Below are 21,921 nucleotides of genomic sequence, written 5' to 3'. Positions count from 1 at the left end.
CATGAATGTAGTCACCTTTCTGGCCAGCAATACGCTGGCCTTTGTTTTGTGCGCGCTGGTGCTTGGCCTGCTGGTCGGCAGTTTTCTCAACGTGGTGATACATCGTCTGCCGATAATGATGCAGCGGGACTGGCGTGCTCAGGCACGTGAGTTCCTTGACCTTCCGGCTGAACCCACCGGTGCGGCGTTCAATCTCGTCCTACCGAATTCTCATTGTCCGCATTGCGACCATGAGATTCGCCCGTGGGAGAACCTTCCGCTGGTCAGTTGGCTGGCTCTACGCGGCAAATGTTCATCCTGCCGTGCGCCAATCAGCAGGCGCTATCCGCTGATCGAAGTGCTATGCGGGCTGCTGTCAGCATATGTCGCCTGGCACTTCGGTTTTTCCTGGCAGGGCGGCGCCATGCTGCTGCTGACCTGGGGATTGCTGGCGATGAGCGTGATTGATATGGATCACCAGTTGTTGCCGGACTCGATTGTGTTGCCGTTGCTCTGGTTGGGGTTGATCGTTAATAGCTTCGGGCTGTTCGCTTCGCTGTCGGATGCGCTCTGGGGAGCTGTCGTTGGCTACCTCAGCCTGTGGTCGGTGTATTGGTTGTTCAAGCTGATCACTGGTAAGGAAGGTATGGGGTATGGCGATTTCAAACTGCTGGGCATGCTCGGCGCCTGGGGTGGCTGGCAGGTTTTGCCGTTGACCATTCTTTTGTCGTCCGTAGTAGGCGCGGTGCTGGGCACCATTATGCTGCGTGTGCAGAAAGCGGATAGCGGAACGGCCATTCCTTTTGGGCCCTATCTGGCAATTGCCGGCTGGATCGCCCTGCTTTGGGGTGATTGGATTACGTCGAGTTATCTGCAGTTCGCTGGGTTCTGAAACGGCGCGAGCATGGTGTTCGACGAGATGATGGATGTGGGGCGTCCAAGGTTGCGCGCTCACGAGCACGTGGTGCGATCAAACGCAAAAGCTTCGCCCCGGGGCGGGCCTCCCACAGAAACGGATCATCCGTAGAAGACCCGCGCCATACCGCTTCGGTGGGAGGCGCGCCCCGCGGCGAAGAAGGCTTGCTGCCGGCTCGAAGCCAGCCGTTTTTATCCTAAGGGCAGGCTCGCATCGATCACGATTTTTGCCATCCATGAGCACCGTCAACTTGCAACCTCGCTTTTCAGGCGTTACTACTGCGCGTCGTTTTACGGTCTGGACGATTCGTGATGAAGCCTTGGGTGCTTGGTTTGACTGGCGGTATCGGCAGCGGCAAGAGCGCCGTGGTGGAGGAGTTCGGTAGGCTCGGCGTGCATTGGGTCGATGCTGACCATGCCGCGCGCTGGGTCGTCGAGCCCGGCAGGCCGGCTTTGGGCTTGATTGCTAAGCGTTTTGGCGAAGACGTTCTCGCAGCGGATGGCAGCCTGGATCGAGCGGTGCTCCGCGGGCTGGTTTTTGAGAATCCAGAGCAGCGCAAATGGCTCGAAGAGTTGCTACATCCTTTGATTCGCCAGGAAGTCGCCGAGCATCTTGCTCGGGCAGCGTCTCCCTACGCCGTTATGGTCTCTCCGCTGCTGGTGGAGTCGGGCCAGCATCGTCAGGTTGATCGCGTGCTGGTTGTCGACGTGCCTGAAACACTGCAATTGGAACGTGCCGTCCGGCGTGATCAAACCAGCGAGGAGCAGATTCGCGCCATCCTCAAGGTTCAAGCCAGTCGAGAAGATCGCCTGCGTCACGCCGATGACGTATTGGTCAATGACCGTGATCTTGAATGGCTGAAGGCAGAGGTCGAACGCCTGCATAAATTTTATCTGACGCTACGAGGAGGTCAGGAATGAGCAATACGGTTATTGAATGCCCTACCTGTGGCGCGCCCGTCGAATGGGGCGTGCAGAGCCCGAATCGGCCTTTCTGTTCCGAGCGCTGCAAACTGATCGATTTAGGTGCCTGGGCATCGGAAGAGCATGCGATTCCGGGCAATGAGCTCGAGGATGATCTGTTTTCGGATGACATGCCGCCTCGTCAGCATTGAGTCTGGTTCAAGAGCGTAATGCTGTTCGCTTAGCGCGGTGACGGGTCGGAGCGCTTCCCTGACATCGGGCCGGCCCCCGTAGCCTGCATTCGCCGCGAGGGCGCGCCTTCCACAGATCGGATGTGCATTCGGCTGCCTTCGCGGGAGGTCCGACCCCGGGGCGAACAACTTGCTTAGATGAACAACATTGCGGCTTATCGCTTGTGTTGAGTCGCACTGCCAGGGTCGCTCAGGCCTGCTTGTCGCCATTGCCTTTCCAGGGCGCTTGCAAATAACGGCTGCGGTTGAAGGTTTCCATCCAGTCTGGATAAAACACCACCAGCGCGCTGACGATGGTTCCGTTGATGAATGCTTCGGGGAACATCACCAGCCAGATGTAGCCGGCGAAGTCATCGAGCCAGGGTGGCATCGGGAAGCGGCCATCGATCAACAGGACTCCGAGCCCGGCCAGAATGCAGAAGAGCGCGGCGAGTCCCGCTGCAAAAAACCCCGAAAAGAATATATAGACGAACAGGTTGCGCGGCTGCGATCGCTCGACCAGTCGCGCGCAGAGTTCGGTTGCCGCGACAGGTATCAGCACCAGCAACGCCCCATTGACGCCTAGAGCGATCAACTGCTGATGACCTGTTACGGTCAGGCCGAGCTGCGCAATAAGTGCCGCAAGAATCGCCAATGGCCAATCCAGCAGCAGCGTCACGGCAGTAAGGCCGATGAAGTGGAAGGACAGCCCGGAATCGAAATCCCGGCGTACCAGCCAGAGCAGGAAAATCGCCAGCATTGCCCCAAAGAACAGATGTTGGCGCCGGGTGTCGCTGAAAAGCTCGACCCAAGGTGCTCGTACACAAGCCCAGGTTAGGCCGGCGGCGTACAGCAGCCAGCCTATGAGCAGGCTGGACGGTGCGAGCAGTTCGGCAGCAATCATCCTCGCTTCTCCTCGGCGCGGCTCTATCAGGCTCAACAGCCGCTGCAGTATAGCGGTGCGACTATGGAGTTGGCTTGGCTGGCGCGCGTTGGATGCCAGGCTATTGCATCAGGGCGCTGGGTTGGGTTGCTCGCTGTGGATCGAATCTAGCGCCGCAAGCACCTCGGCAGATAGCTTCAGATCAGAGCTGGCGAGATTGCTGTCCAGCTGTTCGAGCGATGTCGCGCCAATGATATTGCTGGTCACGAACGGTTGCTGCGTCACGAAGGCCAAGGCCATCTGCGCCGGATCCAGGCCGTGCGAGCGAGCGAGGGCGACATAGCGGGAGCACGCCGCCTGTGCCTGTGGATTGGAATAGCGAGCAAAGCGACTGAACAGGGTGATGCGCGCGTCTGCGGGGCGGGCACCTTGCTCGTATTTGCCGCTGAGCATGCCGAACGCCAGTGGCGAATAGGCAAGTAGGCCGCATCGCTCGCGGATGGCTATTTCTGCCAGGCCCACTTCGAAGCTGCGATTGAGCAAGTTGTATGGGTTCTGAATCGACACTGCACGCGGCAAGCCTCTGGATTCGGCCAGCTGCAGAAATTTCATCGTGCCCCAAGGGGTTTCGTTTGATAGGCCGATATGGCGAATCTTTCCGGCCTTTACCTGTTCTCCGAGCGCCTCTAGCGTTTCTTCAAGCGGGGTGAAGTCCTCTGGTTGATGCTGGTAGCCAAGCTGGCCGAAGAAGTTGGTGCTGCGCTCGGGCCAGTGCAGTTGGTAGAGGTCTATCCAGTCCGTCTGGAGGCGCTTCAAGCTGGCGTCGAGGGCGGCGACGATATGTTGCCGGTTCATCTTCAGGTGGCCGTCCCGAATGTGGCTGATGCCGTTGCCCGGTCCGGCAATCTTACTTGCCAAGATCCAGGCGGCTCGGTTCCCTCGGGCTTTGAAGTAATTACCAATGAAACGCTCGGTAGTCGCATAGGTTTCCGGCTTCGGCGGCACCGGATACATTTCGGCGGTATCGATGAAGTTGATGCCCGCGCCCTTTGCGCGATCCAGTTGGGCGAAGGCTTCACTTTCTTCGTTCTGTTCACCCCATGTCATCGTGCCCAGACAAAGTGAGCTGACTTTGAGGTCGGTGCGGCCTAACTGGCGCTTTTCCATGCGGTGTCCTTTTGGTGAGTTTGTGTATCGGATGGTATTGCCAGCGGATAAGTTTCTACTCGCTACCTGTCTGATGGGTTAGCTTGAAGGTTCTACAACAGCTTATTAGCTGGGGGAGCTTCCGGCGATCGCTTCGGCTCGGCGCGAAATTGCTGCCCTCGTCGTCTGAGGATCGAAGCGGCTTGCTATTTTGCTCGTAATCAGGATAATTCCGCAGCCTGTCGCCGGGGATGCCTAGCCCGCTGACGAGAAAACAAGGTAGGGGATGCCTAGCCTACCAAACCACTGCCGTAGCGGACGCGCTGACCCGAGCCCCCGATAGCGTCTGTTTCCGGCTGTCCTGGCCTTGCCAGGGCGAGCACCATTCAGTAAGATTCGCCGTCTTATTTTCAGGGCGGCCCCTGAGGCTATAACGAATGAAGACTTTTACTGCTAAACCGGAAACCGTCAAGCGCGACTGGTTCGTCGTCGACGCTGCCGGCCAGACCCTGGGTCGTCTGGCAACCGAAATCGCTAGCCGCCTGCGTGGCAAGCACAAGGCGGAATACACCCCTCACGTCGATACCGGTGATTACATCGTCGTTATCAATGCCGAGCAAGTGCGTGTTACCGGTGCCAAGACCACCGACAAGATGTACTACTCTCACTCCGGTTTCCCGGGTGGCATCAAGTCGATCAACTTCGAGAAGTTGATCGCCAAGGCGCCAGAGCGTGTGATCGAGACCGCGGTCAAAGGCATGCTGCCTAAGAACCCGCTGGGTCGCGACATGTATCGTAAGCTGAAGGTGTACAAGGGTGCCAATCACCCGCATACCGCTCAGCAGCCCCAAGAACTGAAGATTTAACGGAATAGTTCATTATGTCGGCGACTCAAAATTACGGCACTGGCCGTCGCAAGACTGCAACCGCGCGCGTCTTTCTGCGCCCGGGCACTGGTAAGATTTCTATCAACAACCGTGAGCTGGACAACTTCTTCGGGCGTGAAACCGCTCGCATGGTTGTTCGTCAGCCGCTGGAGCTGACCGAGACCGTCGAGAAATTCGATATCTACGTTACCGTTCTCGGTGGTGGTGTAAGTGGTCAGGCTGGTGCGATCCGTCACGGTATTACCCGTGCACTGATGGAGTATGACGAGACTCTTCGTCCTGCCCTGCGCAAAGCTGGCTTCGTTACTCGCGACGCTCGCGAAGTTGAACGTAAGAAAGTCGGTCTGCGCAAAGCGCGTAAGCGTCCGCAGTACTCGAAGCGCTAATTCAGCTTCACAAAAAACGCCCAGCTTCTTCCGGAACTGGGCGTTTTTTTATGGGTGATGGTAATCCCTGCGACAGCTTGTCGCGCGCCCCAAGCCCCGACTTTCGGGGCTTGGGGCAGAGTTGTGTCAGGTTATTACCTTGTCATGCGAGGGGCTTTTCTTTACCATTTGGCGAATTTTTTCGCGGCCTCGTTTTACGGTAGACGCACGTAGTAGACGCCTGCTTTCGGTAGGCCATAAGAAACTGATGGGAGACGACTGAATGAGCAATGACGGCGTGAATGCTGGCCGGCGTCGCTTCCTGGTAGCCGCTACTTCGGTAGTAGGTGCTGCAGGAGCGGTGGGTGCCGCGGTCCCGTTTGTGGGATCGTGGTTCCCGAGTGCCAAGGCCAAGGCAGCCGGTGCACCGGTTAAGGTAAATATCGGCAAGATCGAGCCAGGCCAGCAGATGATCGCCGAATGGCGTGGCCAACCGGTGTTCATCGTGCGTCGTACCGAGGAGGCGCTGGCCAACTTGGACAAGCTCACCGACAGGGTTGCCGATCCCAAGTCCGAAGCATCCGAGCAGCCGGCCTATGTCGATCCGCAGGTTCGTTCGATCAAGCCGGAAGTGTTGATTGTGGTTGGGCTCTGTACACATCTTGGTTGCTCCCCATCTTTTCGGCCAGAAGTTGCGGCGCCTGATCTGGGTGCTGATTGGCTCGGCGGCTATTTCTGCCCGTGCCATGGTTCGAAATATGACTTGGCTGGCCGCGTCTTCAAGGGGCAGCCGGCTCCCTTGAACCTGCCGGTTCCCCCGCATACGTACGAGACGGACACCACGGTCATCATCGGCGTGGATCAGGAGAGCGCGTAATGAGCAAGTTCATGGAATGGGTTGATGCGCGCTTCCCCGCGACCAAGATGTGGGAAGACCATCTGAGCAAGTACTACGCACCGAAGAACTTCAACGTGCTCTACTTCTTCGGTTCTCTGGCTTTGTTGGTTCTGGTCAACCAGATACTCACCGGCATCTGGTTGACGATGAGCTTCGAGCCATCGGCTGAGGGTGCGTTCGCGTCTGTCGAATACATCATGCGTGACGTGGAGTACGGCTGGATCATTCGCTACCTGCACTCCACGGGTGCGTCGGCGTTTTTTGTCGTGGTCTACCTTCACATGTTCCGCGGCATTCTCTACGGCTCCTACCAGAAGCCTCGTGAGCTGGTATGGATCTTCGGCATGATGATCTATCTGGCGCTGATGGCCGAAGCCTTCATGGGTTATCTGTTGCCGTGGGGCCAGATGTCCTACTGGGGTGCCCAGGTAATTATTTCGCTGTTCGGTGCCATTCCGGTTATTGGTGGCGACCTGACCCAGTGGATCCGTGGCGACTATCTGATTTCGGGTATTACCCTCAACCGCTTCTTCGCGCTGCACGTCATTGCTCTGCCGATCGTGATTCTAGGGCTGGTAGTGCTGCACATCCTCGCTCTGCACGAAGTGGGTTCGAACAACCCAATGGGTGTAGACATCAAGAAGAGCAAGGACGAGGCGGGCGTGCCCCTTGATGGCATTCCGTTCCACCCTTACTACACGGTCAAAGATATCGTTGGTGTGGTGGTGTTCCTGTTCGTGTTCTGCGCCATCGTGTTCTTCTTCCCAGAGATGGGTGGCTATTTCCTTGAGAAGCCGAACTTCGAAGTAGCGAACGCCTTCAAGACGCCTGAGCACATCGCGCCTGTTTGGTACTTCACGCCGTATTACGCAATTTTGCGTGCAGTTCCGGACAAGCTCCTCGGTGTCATCGCTATGGGGGCGGCGATTGCCGTGCTGTTCGTACTGCCCTGGCTGGACCGTAGCCCGGTCAAATCCATGCGCTACAAGGGTTGGCTGAGCAAGATCGCGCTGGCGTTGTTCTGCATCTCCTTCGTCATCCTCGGCGTGCTTGGTGTGCTGGCTCCCACTCCTGAGCGCACGTTGGTATCTCGGATCTGTACTGCTATCTACTTCGGTTACTTCATCCTGATGCCGTTCTACACCAAGCTTGAGAAGACCAAAGTAGTTCCGCAAAGGGTGGCTGGCTGATGAAAAAGCAATTTGCTGCATTGATTCTTGCACTGGTGCCGGCATTCGGCTTTGCCGCTGGCGGTGGCGTTCACCTTGATGAGGTGGATGTCGACCTGACCGACAAGGTTGCGCTGCAGGATGGCTTGAAGACATTCGCCAACTACTGCATGGGCTGCCATAGCGCGCAATACCAGCGTTACGAGCGCGTTGCGACCGACCTGGGCGTTCCAGAGGAAGTGATGCTGGACAACATCGTGTTCAGTGACGCTAAGATCGGCGATCACATGAAGATCGGGATGAAGCCGTCAGACGCCAAAGGGTGGTTTGGTGCGGCTCCGCCGGACCTGACTCTGGTGGCGCGAGTGCGTGGTAATGACTGGCTGTATACCTATCTGCGCAGCTTCTATGAAGATCCTTCGCGCCCTTACGGCGTCAACAATACCGTGTTCCCGAACGTAGGCATGCCCCACGTGCTGGCACCGCTTCAAGGTCGTCAGGTGTTGCCGAGCAAGTTGCCTGAGGGCGAGTCGGTTGCATGTAAGCAGGTTCAGGTCGTTGAAGATGGTCGCAAGCAATTCGATCCTCTCACCGGAACCCCGATCACACACGAAGACTGCCATGCGTTGACGGTCGTGCAAGGCTCTGGCGAGCTGACTGGGGCGGAGTACGACGAGAAGATCAAGAATCTCGTGACCTTCCTGGCTTACTCGGCCAACCCGGTCAAATTGGAGAGCCAGCGCATCGGTACTTATGTACTGTTGTTCTTGGCGTTCTTCTTCGTATTCGCCTATTTGCTCAAGCGCGAATACTGGAAAGACGTGCACTGACCTTTCGCTGTTTTGCGGTACCCTGCGCGCGCCCTTCTGGGCGCGCGCGTTTTTCTGCCATTCGATAATTTAATAAAGGAGGGACCCTATGGCCGCGACCAATCGGTTGGCCTGCTATTCCGATCCCGCCGACCATTATTCGCACCGGGTGCGCTATGTGCTCGCCGAGAAGGGTGTCAGCGTCGAGATAATCGATGTCAATCCGGCGAGTTGCCCGGTCAGGTTGACCGAGGTGAATCCGTACGCAAGCGTGCCTACGCTGGTGGATCGTGATCTGGCCCTGTACGAGCCAAATGTGATTGCCGAATATCTGGAAGAGCGTTATCCGCACCCACCTTTGCTGCCGGTCTATCCAGTGGCCAGGGCGAACACCCGGCTTCTGGTGCACAGAATTCAGAGGGACTGGTGCGCGCTGGTGGATCGGATCACTGATCGCCGCACTTCCGATACAGCGCGGGCTCAGGCGCGCAAGGAGTTACGCGAGAGTCTTACGGGTGTATCGCCGGTGTTCGTTGAGAAGCCTTTCTTCATGAGCGAGGAGATCAGTCTGGTGGATTGCTGTCTGTTGCCTATCCTGTGGCGTTTGCCCAGACTCGAAATAGAGTTGCCAAGGGCGGCCAAGCCGCTGCTCGACTACATGGAAACCAACTTTGCTCGTGAGGCCTTCCAGGTCAGTCTATCCGCCGTTGAGCGCGGCATGCGCTAAGAGGGGCTGTATATGACTTCAAGTCGTCCTTATCTGGTTCGGGCGTTATATGAGTGGATCGTGGACAACGAGTGCACGCCGTACCTGCTCGTCAACGTCGAGCATCCAGGGGTTCAGGTTCCTGCCGGTTTCGCCAGCGACGGGCAGATAGTATTGAACGTTGCGCCGAGCGCTGTGCGCCACCTGCAGATGGACAATGACGCAATCAGCTTCGAGGGGCGGTTCGGTGGTGTTCCGCACAGGCTGCATGTGCCATCCGCTGCGGTAATGGCGATATACGCACGAGAAAACGGGCAGGGCATGGTGTTCGAGATCGAATCAACGCCGCCCGATGACGATACACCAGCCGATGATTCGTCTGCTGCATCCGGCGCATCGCCGCGCCCAGCTTCGACAGGGCGTCCTAGCCTGAAAGTCGTTAAATAGAAAGAAGCCATAAGGCGCTTAAGGCTGGAAAGCTGGACGAAAAGCAGGCCTGAATCATCAGGCGTCGGTGGATAATAAAGCGACATCCCCTACGCTTGACCTCCAGCCTCCAGCCTCCAGCCTCCAGCCTCTTAATCGATATACTCGAACAGCTTCACGATGCGTTGTACGCCGGAAACGCCTTGCACCACGCTAGTTGCACGGTTGCCTTCCTGGCGAGTGACGAGGCCGAGCAGGTAGACGATGCCGTTCTCGGTGATTACCTTGATGCGCGAGCCCGGTACGCTTTCGTCGGTCAGCATCTGCGCCTTGATCTTGGTGGTCAGCCACGAGTCATTGCTGCGGGCGAGTGCTGAGGAGGGTTGCAATACTTGAAGCTCGTTGTGCACACGCTTGACGCGCTGGACGGAGCTTGCCGCCTGTTCGGCTGTCTCTTTGAGTTCGCTGCGCGGCGTCTGTCCGGCGAGCAATACCACGCCGTTATAGCTGGCAACGACAATATGCGACGCCTGGTCCAGGTCGGGATGGGCTTTGGCAATGTTCACCGCGGCCTTGGTCTCGATCAGCGAGTCGTCGATCCTGCTGCCGATCGTGCGGGTCCCCCGGTCATCATTGATAGGATCATCGCGCGTGGCGGTGAGTACCGAACTGCAGCCGGTGGCTGCCAGGCACAGCGCAAGCGTAAACGCGTGCAGTCGAACCGGGTTCATTCTTCACTCCCGAACAGTTGGTTATCGATCAGATCGCAAAGGCAATGGATGGTCAGCAGATGTACTTCCTGGATGCGTGCGGTCACCTTTGCCGGCACACGTATCTCGACATCTTCTGGAAGCAATAGCGAAGCCATACCACCACCATCGCGACCAGTTAATGCGACGACAAGCATTTCACGGTCATGAGCGGCCTGTATCGCCTGGATGACGTTGGCAGAGTTGCCGCTGGTGGAAATTGCGAGAAGCACATCGCCCGGCTGACCCAGTGCGCGGATCTGCTTGGAGAAGATCTCGTTGTAGCTGTAGTCGTTGGCGATCGAGGTGATTGTCGAGCTGTCGGTTGTCAGGGCAATTGCCGGCAGGCTGGGACGCTCGCGCTCGAATCGGTTGAGCAGCTCCGAGGAGAAATGCTGGGCATCGCCCGCAGATCCGCCGTTGCCGCAGGTCAGGATCTTGCCTTCGCTGAGCAGCGTATTGACCATGACCTGCCCGGCTTGCTCGATGCAGGGAGCAAGTACTTCCATCGCATGCTGCTTGGTTTCGATACTGGCCTGGAAAAGCTGGCGTATACGGATTTGCATGTCCATCGGTGTTTGACCTTCAAATGACGGGCTGGCCCGCTTGGGCCATGCCGTAAACGATCTTGAGCTGCCGGGTACGGTCGCGAGTGTCAGGCTTAGCCATCGAACGCGTTGCGGATCCAGTTAGGTGTGTCTGCGGTGCCAGTCGCCTCGATGGCGACGACATCAAAGCGGCACGGATACCGGGACCACCGGCCTTCTTTTTGCAGAAATAGCTGAGCAGCCTTGATCAGCTTCCCTTGTTTGCGCTGGTCGACGCTTTCAAGTGCGCCGCCCCATGCGGCGTGGCGCCTGTAGCGAACCTCGACGAATACTACTGTATCGCCATCTAGCATGACCAGATCAAGCTCGCCGCTGCGGCAGGACCAGTTGCGATGCAGCAGGCGCAGGCCGTGTCGCTCGAGATAACGTTGCGCGTAGGTTTCCGCCAGCTGCCCGCTGTGCTGCTTGTCGGTGGTTGTCAATACGGCGTTTCCCGAAGCGGCTGGACCTCGCCGTCATGGAATTCAGCCCATGGAAGACGGCGCTCGATACGCTGATCAGGGGTCAAGCTGAGAATCCCAGAAAGGCCCTGCAGTTGCGTCTCCGGCAGGGCCAAGAGCTGATTCAGGCGTGGTGCCAAAAGGTAAGCGTCGGCCCCCATCGCATAGAGCCTGCCGAGGCTTCCGCGAGCCTGTGGCCACTTGCGTTCGATCTCCTGGCGAAGTGGTAGCTGGGGGTCGAGAAGCCATGGCGTTTCTGTGAAGCGGATACCCTCCAGATCAAGGTATTGGGTGCGGTTATCCGTTGCGGCATGCAGGTGGGAGGTGGCGTAGACCGGGAGGTCACCGGCGTACTGGAATATCAACGTGGGCTTTACTTGCTGCGCCTGTTGGGGTGTCGCCGCGAGGAAGAGGAAATCAACGTCCTGGCGCCGCGTTGGCTGCGATTCGGGGTTGCTGCGTACCTGCAACAGGTCGGCTATCTGACTGGCCAGCTCGATCGGTTCGGCGAGGGGTTCGGCAGCAACCACTGTTCCGCCCAGTTCCTGCCATTGCTGGCGAAAGGCCTCAAAAACCCGATTGCCCCAATCGCCACGAGGTGTCAACGCTATCGCCCGGCGGTGCCCGTCGGCCCAGGCGCGGCGTGCCACTTCGCGCGCCTCGTCTTCTGCGGCAAGGCCGAATTGGAACAGTTGCGGGGGCACTTTCTGGTTTGCATCACTGTAGTTCAGCGCAAGGGTAGTGATTGGTAGTTGCTCCCGGTCGGCCAGTTGACGGACTAGGTCCTTGTCCAGCGGGCCGATAACGAGTTCAACACCCGATGCGGTGGCTTGTCGGTAGAAATCGTCCAGAGAGGATAGGCGGGAGCTGTCGAACAATTCGATCTTCAGGTCTTGCTGTGCTTCCAGGTGGGCGGCGAGAAAGCCGTCACGCAGAGCGCGCGCTACGCTGGCCAACGGGCCGTCCATCGGTAACAGCAGCGCTACATGTGACAGCGGCTGGTCAGCCAGCTCCCGCAACTTAACCAATGGCTCGGGTAGGCGCCGCGCGGCTGGATGGTTGGGGTTCTGTTGGATCCAGGCGTCGATCGCGCGTTGCTGCTGGCCGAGCGTGCCGGCCTGCTTTACGGTTGCGGCCAGGGACAGCCAGCCGGAAAGATCCGTATCTGCAGTCGGTTGTAGTTGGTCCGCAGGCAGTCTGGAAACGAGTGACCAGATCATCTCGTGGTTCTGCTCTGCCGCCTCACCGCTCAACAGGGGTGCGATGAAGGTTCGTTCACGTGCCGCGTCGAGGGGCTGGCTGTTTGCCTCGAACGCTTGGGCTCGCGCCAGCTGGGTACGCAATTGTTGTTCTACGGGAAGCTCTGCGAGACGTTCGAATGTCGGATGCTGCAGGGCATCGAGGGCGCGCTGAGGGTCGTTGTCAGCCAGTGCCAATTCCGCTTGCAGGGTTCGCGCGAACATCTGTTGTGCGGGCATCAGCTGATCAATGGTGATCTGCTCCAGAATCTGCCGAGCCTGGGCTCGGTTGCCCTGCTGAATACTTTGGTCGGCGGCGGATAGCCGCAGCAGTGCTGCCTCGCCTGGGTCGCTGGCATCGGCTTCCTTCAGCAGTTGTTGCGTCGAGGCCTGCGGAGTGCGCGGTAGCTCACCTAATGTCGAGGACGGCGAGGTGGCACAGGCCGAAAGCACGGCAGCAATGCATAAGAAGAGAAACGGGCGAAAGCGAACCATCATGTGATCATTCCTGGAAGCACTGGCGGGTGTCGGCGGATTGTACCCAAGCCCCGCCGGGGCTGCGATGTTGTGACCGCTAAACGGGCTACAATGCGCGTTTTACTTGATTGAGGTACGCCCTGTGACTGCACCAGATGCCGTGAATTCCGCTGCAGGCACGCTCTATGTCGTCGCTACGCCTATCGGAAATCTCGAGGACATCAGCGCGCGGGCGCTACGCGTACTGGCTGAGGTGGCGCTGATTGCGGCGGAAGATACTCGTCATTCGGCTCGGTTGCTGCAGCACTTCGGTATTGCCACGCCACTGGCTGCGTGTCATGAGCATAATGAGCGCGATGAAGGGGGGCGCTTTATCGAGCGACTCCTGGCGGGAGAGGATGTGGCGCTCATTTCCGATGCCGGCACGCCATTGATATCTGACCCCGGCTATCACTTGGTCAAGCAGGCGCGGGCGGCAGGCATAAAGGTCGCTCCGCTACCCGGTGCCTGTGCGCTTATCGCGGCGCTTTCGGCGGCTGGCTTGCCGTCTGATCGATTTATATTCGAAGGTTTTTTGCCCGCGAAGCGGGCGGCACGTCGTACGCGCCTGGAGCATTTGAAGGAAGAGTCGCGCACCCTGATCTTCTACGAAGCGCCGCATCGCATTCTCGAATGCCTGCAGGACCTGGAGTTCGTGTTTGGTGCGGACCGGCCAGCGGTGCTGGGGCGTGAGCTGACCAAGACATTTGAGACCCTGAAGGGGCTGCCTCTGGAAGAGTTGCGTGCCTGGGTGGAGTCCGACAGCAATCAGCAGCGCGGCGAATGCGTTCTTGTGGTTGGCGGCTGGCAGGCACCGCAGGGTGGTGATGCGGTCGATGCGCATGTGTGTCGGGTGTTGCAGTTGTTGTTGGCGGAGTTGCCGGTGAAGCGCGCTGCGGCTGTTGCGGCAGAGATAACCGGTGTCAGAAAGAACCTGCTTTACCAGCTTGCTTTGCAAGGCAAGGGTCAGGATCGTTAAGCGGTAGTTGCAGGGAAGCTATTGCGGTTGCGACGTCGCTTGGGTTATCAGCTTGCAGGCTAAGGCCCAGCAAAGTACCCTGGCGGCCGGAGAGTCGATCGGACAGTCGCTGTCTCTTTTTGTTCCGCAAGAAGGGAGGGAGGAAAGTCCGGGCTCCATAGGGCGAAGTGCCAGGTAACGCCTGGGAGGCGTGAGCCTACGGAAAGTGCCACAGAAAATAACCGCCTAAGCGCTTCGGCGCCGGTAAGGGTGAAAAGGTGCGGTAAGAGCGCACCGCACGGCTGGCAACAGTTCGTGGCTAGGTAAACCCCACTTGGAGCAAGACCAAATAGGGATCCATTGGCGTGGCCCGCGCTGGATCCGGGTAGGTTGCTAGAGGCAGTCAGTGATGGCTGTCGTAGAGGAATGGCTGTCCTCGACAGAACCCGGCTTACAGATCGACTCTCCGACTTCTTCCGAAACACCCTCTCTTTTTAGTCCAAAATATTCTTGCTCTTAACAAAGTACTTTAACTTTGAAGTGCAGGCTTTTGGCTTGTCTGAATATATCTGATCCCTTTTTGCTCCGGTTCGCCGTTTATCCTCGCCCCGCTCGTTAAATACCCGTCACATAACGGTTTTTCCCGTCAGGCTCACCTTGACGGTGGGGCTGCTGCATTTCTATAGTGCGCAGGAGTGGAGAAAAGTGGAATGAAGTGGGTATTTATGGATATGGATAGCTAATTCAGAGGAAGCGCAGCCGTGTTTCGCGGAGCAAACGCAATCAGTCTCGATGCCAAAGGGCGGCTAGCCATGCCCAGCCGGTATCGTGACGAGCTCGTTTCGCGCTGCGAAGGACAGTTGATCATCACAATCGACGCTGTTGATCGCTGCCTCTGCATTTATCCACTTCCCGAGTGGGAACAGATAGAAGCCAAGCTCCGTGAATTGCCGTCACTGCGTGAGGAAAGCCGCCGGTTACAGCGCCTGCTTATCGGCAACGCCGTTGATCTGGAAATGGACGGCAGCGGTCGCGTGCTGGTGCCGCCACGTTTGCGTGAGTATGCCGGGCTGGACAAGCGAGCCATGCTGGTCGGGCAGTTGAACAAATTCAGCCTGTGGAACGAGGACGACTGGAACGCGCAAGCAGATGCGGACCTAGCGGCCATTAAACAACCCGGTGCTTTGCCGGAAGAACTGCGTGACCTAATCCTGTGAGCCAGACCAGCAGCTATAACCACATCACCGTGTTGCTCGACGAGGCCGTTGCGGCGCTCGCTGTGCGTCCGGATGGCCGCTATCTGGATGGAACGTTCGGGCGTGGGGGGCATAGCCGCCTTCTGCTGCGGCAGCTTGGGCCTGATGGCTATTTGCTGGGTTTCGACAAAGACCCGCTAGCAATCGCTACGGGGCAAGCACTGGCGGCCGAGGATGGCCGCTTTGTCGTTGTGCAGAGAAGTTTCGCCGAGCTCGGTGCCGAGGTTGCGCAACGCGGCTGGACCGGTACTTTAAGCGGCGTGCTGCTGGATCTAGGGGTGTCTTCGCCGCAGCTGGACGATCCGGAGCGCGGCTTCAGCTTTCTCAATGACGGCCCCTTGGATATGCGTATGGATCCCAGCCGCGGGATCAGCGCGGCCGAGTGGATCGCGACTGCAGCCGAAGACGACATCGCTCGGGTATTCAAGGAATACGGCGAGGAACGCTTCGCCAAGCGCATGGCACGCGCAGTAGTGCAGCGTCGAGCCGAACGGTCCTTCGAGCGGACGGCCGATCTTGCTCAGGTGTTGACGGTCGCCAATCCGGCCTGGGAGAAAGGCAAAAACCCGGCGACGCGTGCTTTTCAGGGGCTACGCATTTTTATCAACAACGAACTCGGCGACCTGGAAGTCGGGCTCGACGCTGCCTTCGAGGCGCTCGAGGTTGGCGGCCGGCTGGTAGTGATCAGCTTTCATTCGCTGGAAGACCGCATCGTCAAGCAGTTCATGCGCCGTCATGCCAAAGGCGAGGCGGACACCATGCCGCGCGATCTGCCAATCATTCCCGAGAAGTTCGTGCCGCGTCTGAAGCTCCTGGGCAAACCTCAATACGCCTCCGCCGAAGAAACCAAGGCCAACCCGCGCTCGCGCAGTGCCGTAATGCGCGTTGCGGAGAAGTTGCGATGAACCAGCTTCGGCGATCGATGCCCCGCGGCAGCCTGCTGATGCTGGTGCTGTTCGTGGCTGTGCTGCTTTCGGCAATCGGTGTTGCCTACAGTGCGCATTGGAATCGCCAATTGCTTAATGAGCTTTATGGCACCCTCAGCGTGCGCGACAAGACGCAGGCTGAATGGGGACGCCTGATACTTGAGCAGAGCACCTGGACGGCCCATAGCCGCATCGAGACGCTTGCCACCGAACAACTGAAAATGCACATCCCGGCAGCGGTGGATATCAGGTTGGTGGCGCCATGAGACTGCAGGGTGCGCTCTATCCGTGGCGTTTTCGCATCGTGCTGGCTCTCCTGGCCCTGATGGTCGGCGCGATTGCATGGCGAATCGTTGACCTGCAGGTGATCGATCAGGATTTTCTGAAAAACCAAGGTGATGCGCGCAGCGTGCGGCACATTCCGATACCGGCGCATCGCGGTCTGATCACCGATCGTCACGGCGAGCCGCTGGCAGTCAGCACGCCAGTGACAACGCTTTGGGCCAATCCGCAGGAGCTACAGGCAGCGAAGGCACGTTGGCCCGAACTGGCGAAAGCGCTGGGGCAGGACTCGACCGCTCTTCAGCAGCGTCTCAAGGAACAGGCTGAGCGTGAATTTATGTACCTCGTGCGCGGGCTGACCCCCGAGCAGGGGCAGCGCGTGCTGGATCTGAATATTCCAGGCGTCTACTCGCAAGAAGAATTCCGCCGTTTCTACCCTGCTGGTGAAGTTGCGGCGCATGTGGTCGGCTTCACCGATATCGATGACCGCGGGCGGGAAGGTCTGGAGCTGGCATATGACGAGTGGCTTGCAGGCGTTCCCGGCAAACGCCAGGTACTCAAGGATCGCCGTGGTCGGCTGATCAAGGACGTACAGGTGACCAAGAATGCCAAGGCCGGCAAAGCCTTGGCGCTCTCCATTGACCTGCGGTTGCAGTACCTGGCTCACCGCGAGCTGCGCAATGCTCTGTTGGAGTTTGGCGCCAAGGCCGGCAGTTTGGTGATGCTGGATGTAAAGACCGGAGAGGTGCTGGCCATGGTCAACCAGCCGACCTACAACCCGAACAATCGCCGCAACCTGCAGCCGGCTGCGATGCGTAACCGCGCGCTAACAGACCTCTTCGAGCCAGGCTCGACAATGAAGCCCATCTCCATGAGCGCGGCGCTCCAAACGGGCCGCTGGAAGCCCAGTGATATCGTCGAGGTCTGGCCAGGCTGGTTGCGCATCGGTCGCTACACCATTCGAGATGTCACCAAATCCGAAGGCCGTGAACTGGACCTGACCGGCATCCTCATCAATTCGTCCAACGTTGGCATGAGCAAGATCGCCTTCGATATCGGTGGTGCAGCCATTCACGATGTCATGAGCAAGGTCGGTTTCGGTCAGGCCACCGGCCTTGGCTTCCCCGGCGAGCGAGTCGGAAACCTTCCCAGCCATCGCGAATGGCGCCAGGCCGAGACCGCCACGCTTTCCTATGGCTACGGCCTGTCGTTGACCGCGGTGCAGTTGGCTCATGCCTATGGCGCGCTGGCTAACGATGGTCGTCTTGTGCCCTTGTCGCTGACTCGCCTCGACCAGCAGCCAGAGGGCGTCGCGGTGGTTCCGCCAGAAGTTGCCAAGACCGTCCAGGGCATGCTGCAGGAGGTCATCGAGGCCCCACGCGGTGTGTTCCGCGCCCAGGTGCCGGGTTATCACGTGGCGGGCAAGAGCGGTACTGCACGCAAGGCATCGTCCAGCAGCCGGGGCTACCAAGAAAACGCCTATCGCTCGATGTTCGCCGGTTTCGGGCCCATGAAGGATCCGCGCATTGCGATCGCGGTGGTGATCGACGAGCCCAGCAAGGGCGGCTACTACGGCGGACTGGTGTCGGCTCCGGTGTTTAGTCGCGTGATGTCCGGCGCGCTGCGCCTGATGAACATTGCCCCTGACAATCTACCTCCAGCGGAAGAAGTCCAGACGGCCGAGGCTGCCAAGCCGAAGGGAGGGCGAATCTAATGCCGATGCCGTTGAACCAATTGCTAGCGCAGGCCGGCAGCGCCACGCTGATCCGCGAGCTGACCCTGGACAGCCGCAAGGTGCGTCCGGGTGATTTGTTTCTGGCTGTGCCTGGGCTGCAGCAGGACGGCCGCTTGCACATCGCGGATGCGATTTCCCGCGGTGCGGCGGCAGTCGCCTACGAAGCTGACGGCGCGGCCGAAATGACGGCGGTAAGCGCCGTGCTGGTGCCGGTCCGTAACCTGGCGGAGCAGTTATCGGCGATTGCCGGACGTTTCTATGGCGAGCCAAGTCGCAGCCTTCACCTCGCGGGAGTTACCGGAACCAACGGTAAAACCAGCGTGACATATCTGATCGCTCAAGCGCTGGATCTCCTGGGTGAGCGTTGCGGCATCATCGGTACCCTTGGTACTGGTTTTCATGGTGAGCTAGTGCTCGGCCGACACACCACGCCGGATGCCATCGGTGTGCAGGCTAATCTTGCGAACCTGCGCAAGCAGGGCGCCCGTGCAGTGGCCATGGAAGTCTCCTCCCATGGGCTGGCCCAGAGCCGGACTGCAGCGCTGGCGTTCGATGTGGCCGTGTTTACCAACCTGTCTCGCGACCATCTGGATTATCACGGATCGATGGAGGCATACGGTGAAGCCAAGGCGCGGCTGTTCAAAGTGCCGGGGCTCAGCTGCCGAGTGATCAATTTGGATGATGCCTTCGGGCGCGTTCTCGCCGAGGAGAAGTGCGAGTCGCGGCTTATCTCTTACAGCCTCGACGATGCCTCTGCCTATCTCTATTGCCCGGAAGCGCGGCTGGGCGACGATGGAATCCATGCCCGCCTCATCACTCCACAAGGAGAGCGCTCGCTGCGTAGCCCGTTGCTCGGGCGTTTCAATGTCAGCAACGTACTCGCTGCTACAGGCGCTCTGCTGGGAATGAACTATCCGCTGGATGAAATTCTCGCCGTACTGCCGAAACTCGAAGGGCCGGCAGGCCGCATGCAGCGCTTGGGCGGCGGTGACCGCCCGTTGGTTGTGGTCGACTACGCACATACTCCCGATGCCCTGGAGAAGGTTCTTGGCGCGCTGCGACCTCACACCCGCGGCAAGCTGCTGTGCCTGTTCGGTTGCGGCGGCGAGCGCGATCGTGGCAAGCGTGCGCTGATGGCCGAAGTCGCTGAGCGGTTGGCTGATCGGGTCGTGGTGACCGATGACAATCCGCGCAATGAAGATCCCGTACAGATTCTCGACGAGATTCGCGCCGGCTTCAGCGCACCGGAAAACGCGACCTTCACGCCGGGCCGCGCCGCAGCCATAGCCAGCTGCATCGCCGCTAGCCATGTCGACGACGTGGTATTGCTGGCCGGCAAAGGTCACGAGGATTATCAGGAAATCCAGGGTGAACGCTTACCGTTCTCCGATCTCGACCAGGCCTCGATCGCCTTGGCTGCTTGGAGGGGCTCCGATGCTTGAAGTCATGCGCTTGACTGATCTTGTCGCCTCACTGTCCGCCGAGCTGGTGGGTGCCGATGTGTCATTCAGCTCGGTGAGCACCGATAGTCGTGCGATCGCACCGGGGCAGTTGTTTGTGGCTCTAACCGGCCCTCGTTTCGATGGCCACGCATACTTGGCCGAGGTCGCGTCAAAAGGCGCAGTCGCCGCTTTGGTCGAACGGCGTGTGGAAAATGTTTCATTGCCACAGTTAGTAGTTGCGGATAGCCGCATCGCTTTGGGTCAGTTGGGCGCGATGAATCGCACCGCCTTTGCCGGGCCAGTAGCGGCAATTACCGGTTCCAGCGGCAAGACCAGCGTCAAGGAGCTGCTCGCCAGCATCCTGCGAGCTGCCTACGGTGCCGATGCGGTGCTCGCCACTCGCGGCAATCTCAATAACGATCTTGGTGCTCCGTTGACTCTGCTCGAGTTGGCACCACAGCACAGCGCGGCGGTGATCGAGCTGGGTGCTTCGCGCCTCGGAGAGATCGCATATACGGTCAGCCTGACGCAGCCAGATGTCAGCTTGATTACTAACGCCGGTACCGCCCATGTCGGCGAGTTCGGCGGTCCTGAGAAAATCGTCGAGGCCAAGGGCGAGATCCTCGACGGGCTCGGTGCCGGCGGCATCGCGATCCTCAATCGCGACGACAAGGCCTACTCGACCTGGGAGCGGCGGGCAGCCGGTAGACGCGTGCTGAGCTTCGCGACACAGAGTCCTCTGGCCGATTTCCATCCCGCTTCTATTGCCTACGATCTGCGTGGTTGCCCGAACTTTGTGCTGAGCGGGCCCGCCGGATCCGTGCGTGTGCAGCTCAATCTGCTCGGCCGCCACAGCGTGGCCAATGCACTCGCGGCAGCGGCAGCGGCGCATGCGCTGGATGTCGCGCCGGAGCACATCGTCGCCGGTCTGGAGAGCCTGCAGCCGGTCAAGGGCCGAGGTGTCGCGCAGATGCTCGGCAACGGCGTGCGCCTCATCGATGACACCTACAACGCCAATCCGGCATCCATCTGCGCGGCCATCGACGTGCTGACTGGCTTCGCCGGTCGCACCGTGTTGGCGTTGGGCGACATGGGCGAGCTGGGCGATTGGGCCGAGCAAGGCCATCGCGAAGTCGGCAGCTATGCGATCGGCAAAGTCGATACGTTGTTTGCCGTTGGTCCGCTGATGAAGCATGCCGTCGATGCCTTCGGTGCTGGCGGTCGACATTTCGCCGATCAGCAAAGCCTGATCGAGGCGCTGCGCCTGGAGCAGGGCAACGCCACTACCATTTTGGTCAAGGGATCCCGGAGCGCCGCGATGGATAAGGTCGTTGCCGCGCTTTCCGCATCTAGCACGGAGAAACACTGATGCTGCTGCTACTCGCCGAGTATCTGCAACAATTCCACACCGGCTTCGCGGTCTTTCAGTACCTGTCGCTGCGTGGAATTCTCGGCGTACTTACCGCGCTAGTGCTCTCTTTATGGATGGGGCCCTGGTTGATCCGCACTTTGCAGTTGCGCCAGATCGGCCAGTCCGTGCGTACTGACGGTCCGCAATCACATCTGTCGAAATCCGGTACGCCGACCATGGGTGGGGCGCTGATCCTCAGCGCCATCGGCATCAGCACCCTGCTCTGGGCCGATCTGGCTAACCGCTATGTCTGGGTGGTATTGGCCGTCACGCTGCTGTTCGGCGCGATTGGTTGGGTCGACGATTATCGCAAGGTCATAGAAAAGAACTCCCGTGGCCTGCCGAGCCGTTGGAAATACCTCTGGCAATCGGTGTTCGGTCTCGGTGCGGCGATCTTCCTTTATATGACTGCACAAACGCCGGTAGAGACGACGTTGATCCTGCCATTGCTGAAGAATATAGAAATACCGCTGGGTATCGGCTTCGTAGTCCTGACTTACTTCGTCATCGTCGGATCGAGCAATGCGGTGAATCTCACCGACGGGCTCGACGGCCTGGCGATCATGCCGACCGTGATGGTCGGCGGCGGGCTGGGCATCTTCTGCTATCTGTCGGGCAACGTGAATTTCGCCGAATACCTGTTGATTCCCTACGTGCCAGGTGCTGGCGAGCTGATTGTGTTCTGCGGTGCGCTGATCGGCGCTGGGCTGGGCTTTCTGTGGTTCAACACCTACCCAGCCCAAGTCTTCATGGGCGACGTCGGTGCACTGGCGCTCGGCGCCGCGTTGGGGACTATCGCGGTCATCGTTCGTCAGGAAGTCGTGCTGTTCATCATGGGCGGCGTGTTCGTGATGGAAACCCTGTCGGTCGTGATCCAGGTCGCCTCGTTCAAGCTGACTGGCAAGCGAGTTTTTCGCATGGCGCCTATTCATCACCACTTCGAACTCAAGGGCTGGCCCGAGCCCCGAGTGATCGTGCGCTTCTGGATCATCACGGTGATCCTGGTGCTGGTCGGTCTCGCCACCCTGAAACTGAGGTAATAAA

Annotated in this window: 24 protein-coding genes and 1 other RNA gene; 19 read left to right on the top strand and 6 right to left on the bottom strand. The window is 59.2% G+C overall.

Annotated features, from left to right (window positions below; all coding sequences use genetic code 11):
* Position 1: 1 nt before the first annotated feature.
* The 3 genes from AC2LD7_RS03820 (at position 2) to yacG (ending at position 2,009) form a co-directional block, all read left to right on the top strand.
* Positions 2 to 871, top strand: a complete 870-nt coding sequence (locus AC2LD7_RS03820; protein ID WP_484596527.1) for a prepilin peptidase — start codon at positions 2 to 4, stop codon at positions 869 to 871.
* A 335-nt stretch (positions 872 to 1,206) separates the two neighbouring features.
* Positions 1,207 to 1,815 carry a dephospho-CoA kinase gene (coaE, locus tag AC2LD7_RS03815; RefSeq protein ID WP_484596526.1) on the top strand — a complete coding sequence of 203 codons (609 nt, stop codon included), beginning with the start codon at positions 1,207 to 1,209 and terminating at the stop codon, positions 1,813 to 1,815.
* Positions 1,812 to 2,009 carry a DNA gyrase inhibitor YacG gene (yacG, locus tag AC2LD7_RS03810; protein WP_484596525.1) on the top strand — a complete coding sequence of 66 codons (198 nt, stop codon included), beginning with the start codon at positions 1,812 to 1,814 and terminating at the stop codon, positions 2,007 to 2,009. Before coaE ends, yacG begins: the two co-directional genes overlap by 4 nt.
* Positions 2,010 to 2,238: 229 nt before the next feature.
* Here yacG and AC2LD7_RS03805 read toward each other — a convergent pair whose 3' ends face one another.
* Positions 2,239 to 2,931, bottom strand: coding sequence for an energy-coupling factor ABC transporter permease (locus AC2LD7_RS03805; RefSeq protein WP_484596524.1), 693 nt, complete (start codon positions 2,929 to 2,931; stop codon positions 2,239 to 2,241).
* 108 nt (positions 2,932 to 3,039) lie between these two features.
* Positions 3,040 to 4,077 (bottom strand): NADP(H)-dependent aldo-keto reductase, encoded by a 1,038-nt coding sequence (locus AC2LD7_RS03800; protein ID WP_484596523.1) that lies wholly within the window; start codon positions 4,075 to 4,077, stop codon positions 3,040 to 3,042.
* Positions 4,078 to 4,493: 416 nt separating this feature from the next.
* Here AC2LD7_RS03800 and rplM point away from each other — a divergent pair, with 416 nt between their 5' ends.
* The 7 genes from rplM to AC2LD7_RS03765 all read left to right on the top strand — a co-directional run bounded on the left by rplM (position 4,494) and on the right by AC2LD7_RS03765 (position 9,337).
* Positions 4,494 to 4,922 (top strand): 50S ribosomal protein L13, encoded by a 429-nt coding sequence (gene rplM, locus AC2LD7_RS03795; protein WP_019342644.1) that lies wholly within the window; start codon positions 4,494 to 4,496, stop codon positions 4,920 to 4,922.
* A 14-nt stretch (positions 4,923 to 4,936) separates the two neighbouring features.
* Positions 4,937 to 5,329 carry a 30S ribosomal protein S9 gene (gene rpsI, locus AC2LD7_RS03790; protein WP_021209313.1) on the top strand — a complete coding sequence of 131 codons (393 nt, stop codon included), beginning with the start codon at positions 4,937 to 4,939 and terminating at the stop codon, positions 5,327 to 5,329.
* A gap of 262 nt (positions 5,330 to 5,591) precedes the next feature.
* Positions 5,592 to 6,185, top strand: coding sequence for a ubiquinol-cytochrome c reductase iron-sulfur subunit (gene petA, locus AC2LD7_RS03785; RefSeq protein WP_484596522.1), 594 nt, complete (start codon positions 5,592 to 5,594; stop codon positions 6,183 to 6,185).
* A complete protein-coding gene (locus AC2LD7_RS03780; protein WP_484596521.1) occupies positions 6,185 to 7,396 on the top strand; it encodes a cytochrome b in 1,212 nt (403 codons plus the stop codon). The genes petA and AC2LD7_RS03780 overlap by 1 nt, the downstream gene beginning before the upstream one ends.
* Positions 7,396 to 8,205 (top strand): cytochrome c1, encoded by an 810-nt coding sequence (locus AC2LD7_RS03775; RefSeq protein WP_484596520.1) that lies wholly within the window; start codon positions 7,396 to 7,398, stop codon positions 8,203 to 8,205. Before AC2LD7_RS03780 ends, AC2LD7_RS03775 begins: the two co-directional genes overlap by 1 nt.
* An 88-nt stretch (positions 8,206 to 8,293) precedes the next feature.
* A complete protein-coding gene (locus AC2LD7_RS03770; RefSeq protein WP_484596519.1) occupies positions 8,294 to 8,911 on the top strand; it encodes a glutathione S-transferase N-terminal domain-containing protein in 618 nt (205 codons plus the stop codon).
* A gap of 12 nt (positions 8,912 to 8,923) precedes the next feature.
* Positions 8,924 to 9,337, top strand: a complete 414-nt coding sequence (locus AC2LD7_RS03765) for a ClpXP protease specificity-enhancing factor (protein ID WP_484596518.1) — start codon at positions 8,924 to 8,926, stop codon at positions 9,335 to 9,337.
* Positions 9,338 to 9,468: 131 nt separating this feature from the next.
* On the opposite strand, the gene AC2LD7_RS03760 is transcribed toward AC2LD7_RS03765, so the two are convergent.
* The 4 genes from AC2LD7_RS03760 to AC2LD7_RS03745 all read right to left on the bottom strand — a co-directional run bounded on the left by AC2LD7_RS03760 (position 9,469) and on the right by AC2LD7_RS03745 (position 12,849).
* On the bottom strand, positions 9,469 to 10,047 hold the full coding sequence (locus tag AC2LD7_RS03760) for a BON domain-containing protein (RefSeq protein WP_484596517.1): 579 nt from the start codon (positions 10,045 to 10,047) through the stop codon (positions 9,469 to 9,471).
* A complete protein-coding gene (locus tag AC2LD7_RS03755) occupies positions 10,044 to 10,637 on the bottom strand; it encodes a phosphoheptose isomerase (protein WP_484596516.1) in 594 nt (197 codons plus the stop codon). The genes AC2LD7_RS03760 and AC2LD7_RS03755 overlap by 4 nt, the downstream gene beginning before the upstream one ends.
* 89 nt (positions 10,638 to 10,726) lie before the next feature.
* Positions 10,727 to 11,095 carry a YraN family protein gene (locus tag AC2LD7_RS03750; RefSeq protein WP_484596515.1) on the bottom strand — a complete coding sequence of 123 codons (369 nt, stop codon included), beginning with the start codon at positions 11,093 to 11,095 and terminating at the stop codon, positions 10,727 to 10,729.
* Entirely contained in the window at positions 11,092 to 12,849 is a 1,758-nt protein-coding gene (locus AC2LD7_RS03745) for a penicillin-binding protein activator (protein WP_484596514.1), read from the bottom strand. Before AC2LD7_RS03745 ends, AC2LD7_RS03750 begins: the two co-directional genes overlap by 4 nt.
* 121 nt (positions 12,850 to 12,970) lie before the next feature.
* Between AC2LD7_RS03745 and rsmI the strand changes: the two genes are divergently transcribed.
* The 9 genes from rsmI to mraY all read left to right on the top strand — a co-directional run bounded on the left by rsmI (position 12,971) and on the right by mraY (position 21,917).
* Complete coding sequence (gene rsmI / locus AC2LD7_RS03740; protein WP_484596513.1) at positions 12,971 to 13,846, top strand: 16S rRNA (cytidine(1402)-2'-O)-methyltransferase; 876 nt, start codon at positions 12,971 to 12,973, stop codon at positions 13,844 to 13,846.
* A gap of 90 nt (positions 13,847 to 13,936) precedes the next feature.
* An RNA gene (rnpB, locus tag AC2LD7_RS03735) (RNase P RNA component class A) lies at positions 13,937 to 14,295 on the top strand.
* Between the two features lie 291 nt (positions 14,296 to 14,586).
* The gene (gene mraZ / locus AC2LD7_RS03730; RefSeq protein ID WP_122168339.1) at positions 14,587 to 15,042 is read left to right on the top strand and encodes a division/cell wall cluster transcriptional repressor MraZ; all 456 of its coding nucleotides are present in this window, start codon (positions 14,587 to 14,589) and stop codon (positions 15,040 to 15,042) included.
* Positions 15,039 to 15,986 (top strand): 16S rRNA (cytosine(1402)-N(4))-methyltransferase RsmH, encoded by a 948-nt coding sequence (gene rsmH, locus AC2LD7_RS03725; RefSeq protein WP_484596512.1) that lies wholly within the window; start codon positions 15,039 to 15,041, stop codon positions 15,984 to 15,986. The genes mraZ and rsmH overlap by 4 nt, the downstream gene beginning before the upstream one ends.
* Positions 15,983 to 16,273 (top strand): cell division protein FtsL, encoded by a 291-nt coding sequence (ftsL, locus tag AC2LD7_RS03720; RefSeq protein WP_484596511.1) that lies wholly within the window; start codon positions 15,983 to 15,985, stop codon positions 16,271 to 16,273. The genes rsmH and ftsL overlap by 4 nt, the downstream gene beginning before the upstream one ends.
* Complete coding sequence (locus tag AC2LD7_RS03715) at positions 16,270 to 18,003, top strand: peptidoglycan D,D-transpeptidase FtsI family protein (protein WP_484596510.1); 1,734 nt, start codon at positions 16,270 to 16,272, stop codon at positions 18,001 to 18,003. Before ftsL ends, AC2LD7_RS03715 begins: the two co-directional genes overlap by 4 nt.
* A complete protein-coding gene (locus AC2LD7_RS03710) occupies positions 18,003 to 19,466 on the top strand; it encodes a UDP-N-acetylmuramoyl-L-alanyl-D-glutamate--2,6-diaminopimelate ligase (protein ID WP_484596509.1) in 1,464 nt (487 codons plus the stop codon). Before AC2LD7_RS03715 ends, AC2LD7_RS03710 begins: the two co-directional genes overlap by 1 nt.
* The gene (locus AC2LD7_RS03705) at positions 19,459 to 20,835 is read left to right on the top strand and encodes a UDP-N-acetylmuramoyl-tripeptide--D-alanyl-D-alanine ligase (RefSeq protein ID WP_484596508.1); all 1,377 of its coding nucleotides are present in this window, start codon (positions 19,459 to 19,461) and stop codon (positions 20,833 to 20,835) included. The genes AC2LD7_RS03710 and AC2LD7_RS03705 overlap by 8 nt, the downstream gene beginning before the upstream one ends.
* Positions 20,835 to 21,917 carry a phospho-N-acetylmuramoyl-pentapeptide-transferase gene (mraY, locus tag AC2LD7_RS03700; RefSeq protein ID WP_484596507.1) on the top strand — a complete coding sequence of 361 codons (1,083 nt, stop codon included), beginning with the start codon at positions 20,835 to 20,837 and terminating at the stop codon, positions 21,915 to 21,917. Before AC2LD7_RS03705 ends, mraY begins: the two co-directional genes overlap by 1 nt.
* Positions 21,918 to 21,921 lie beyond the last annotated feature (4 nt).

It is taken from the genome of Stutzerimonas sp. (assembly GCF_982611455.1).
The sequence above is the reverse complement of the archived record's forward strand: the minus strand, read 5'-3'. Positions and strand labels throughout refer to the sequence as shown.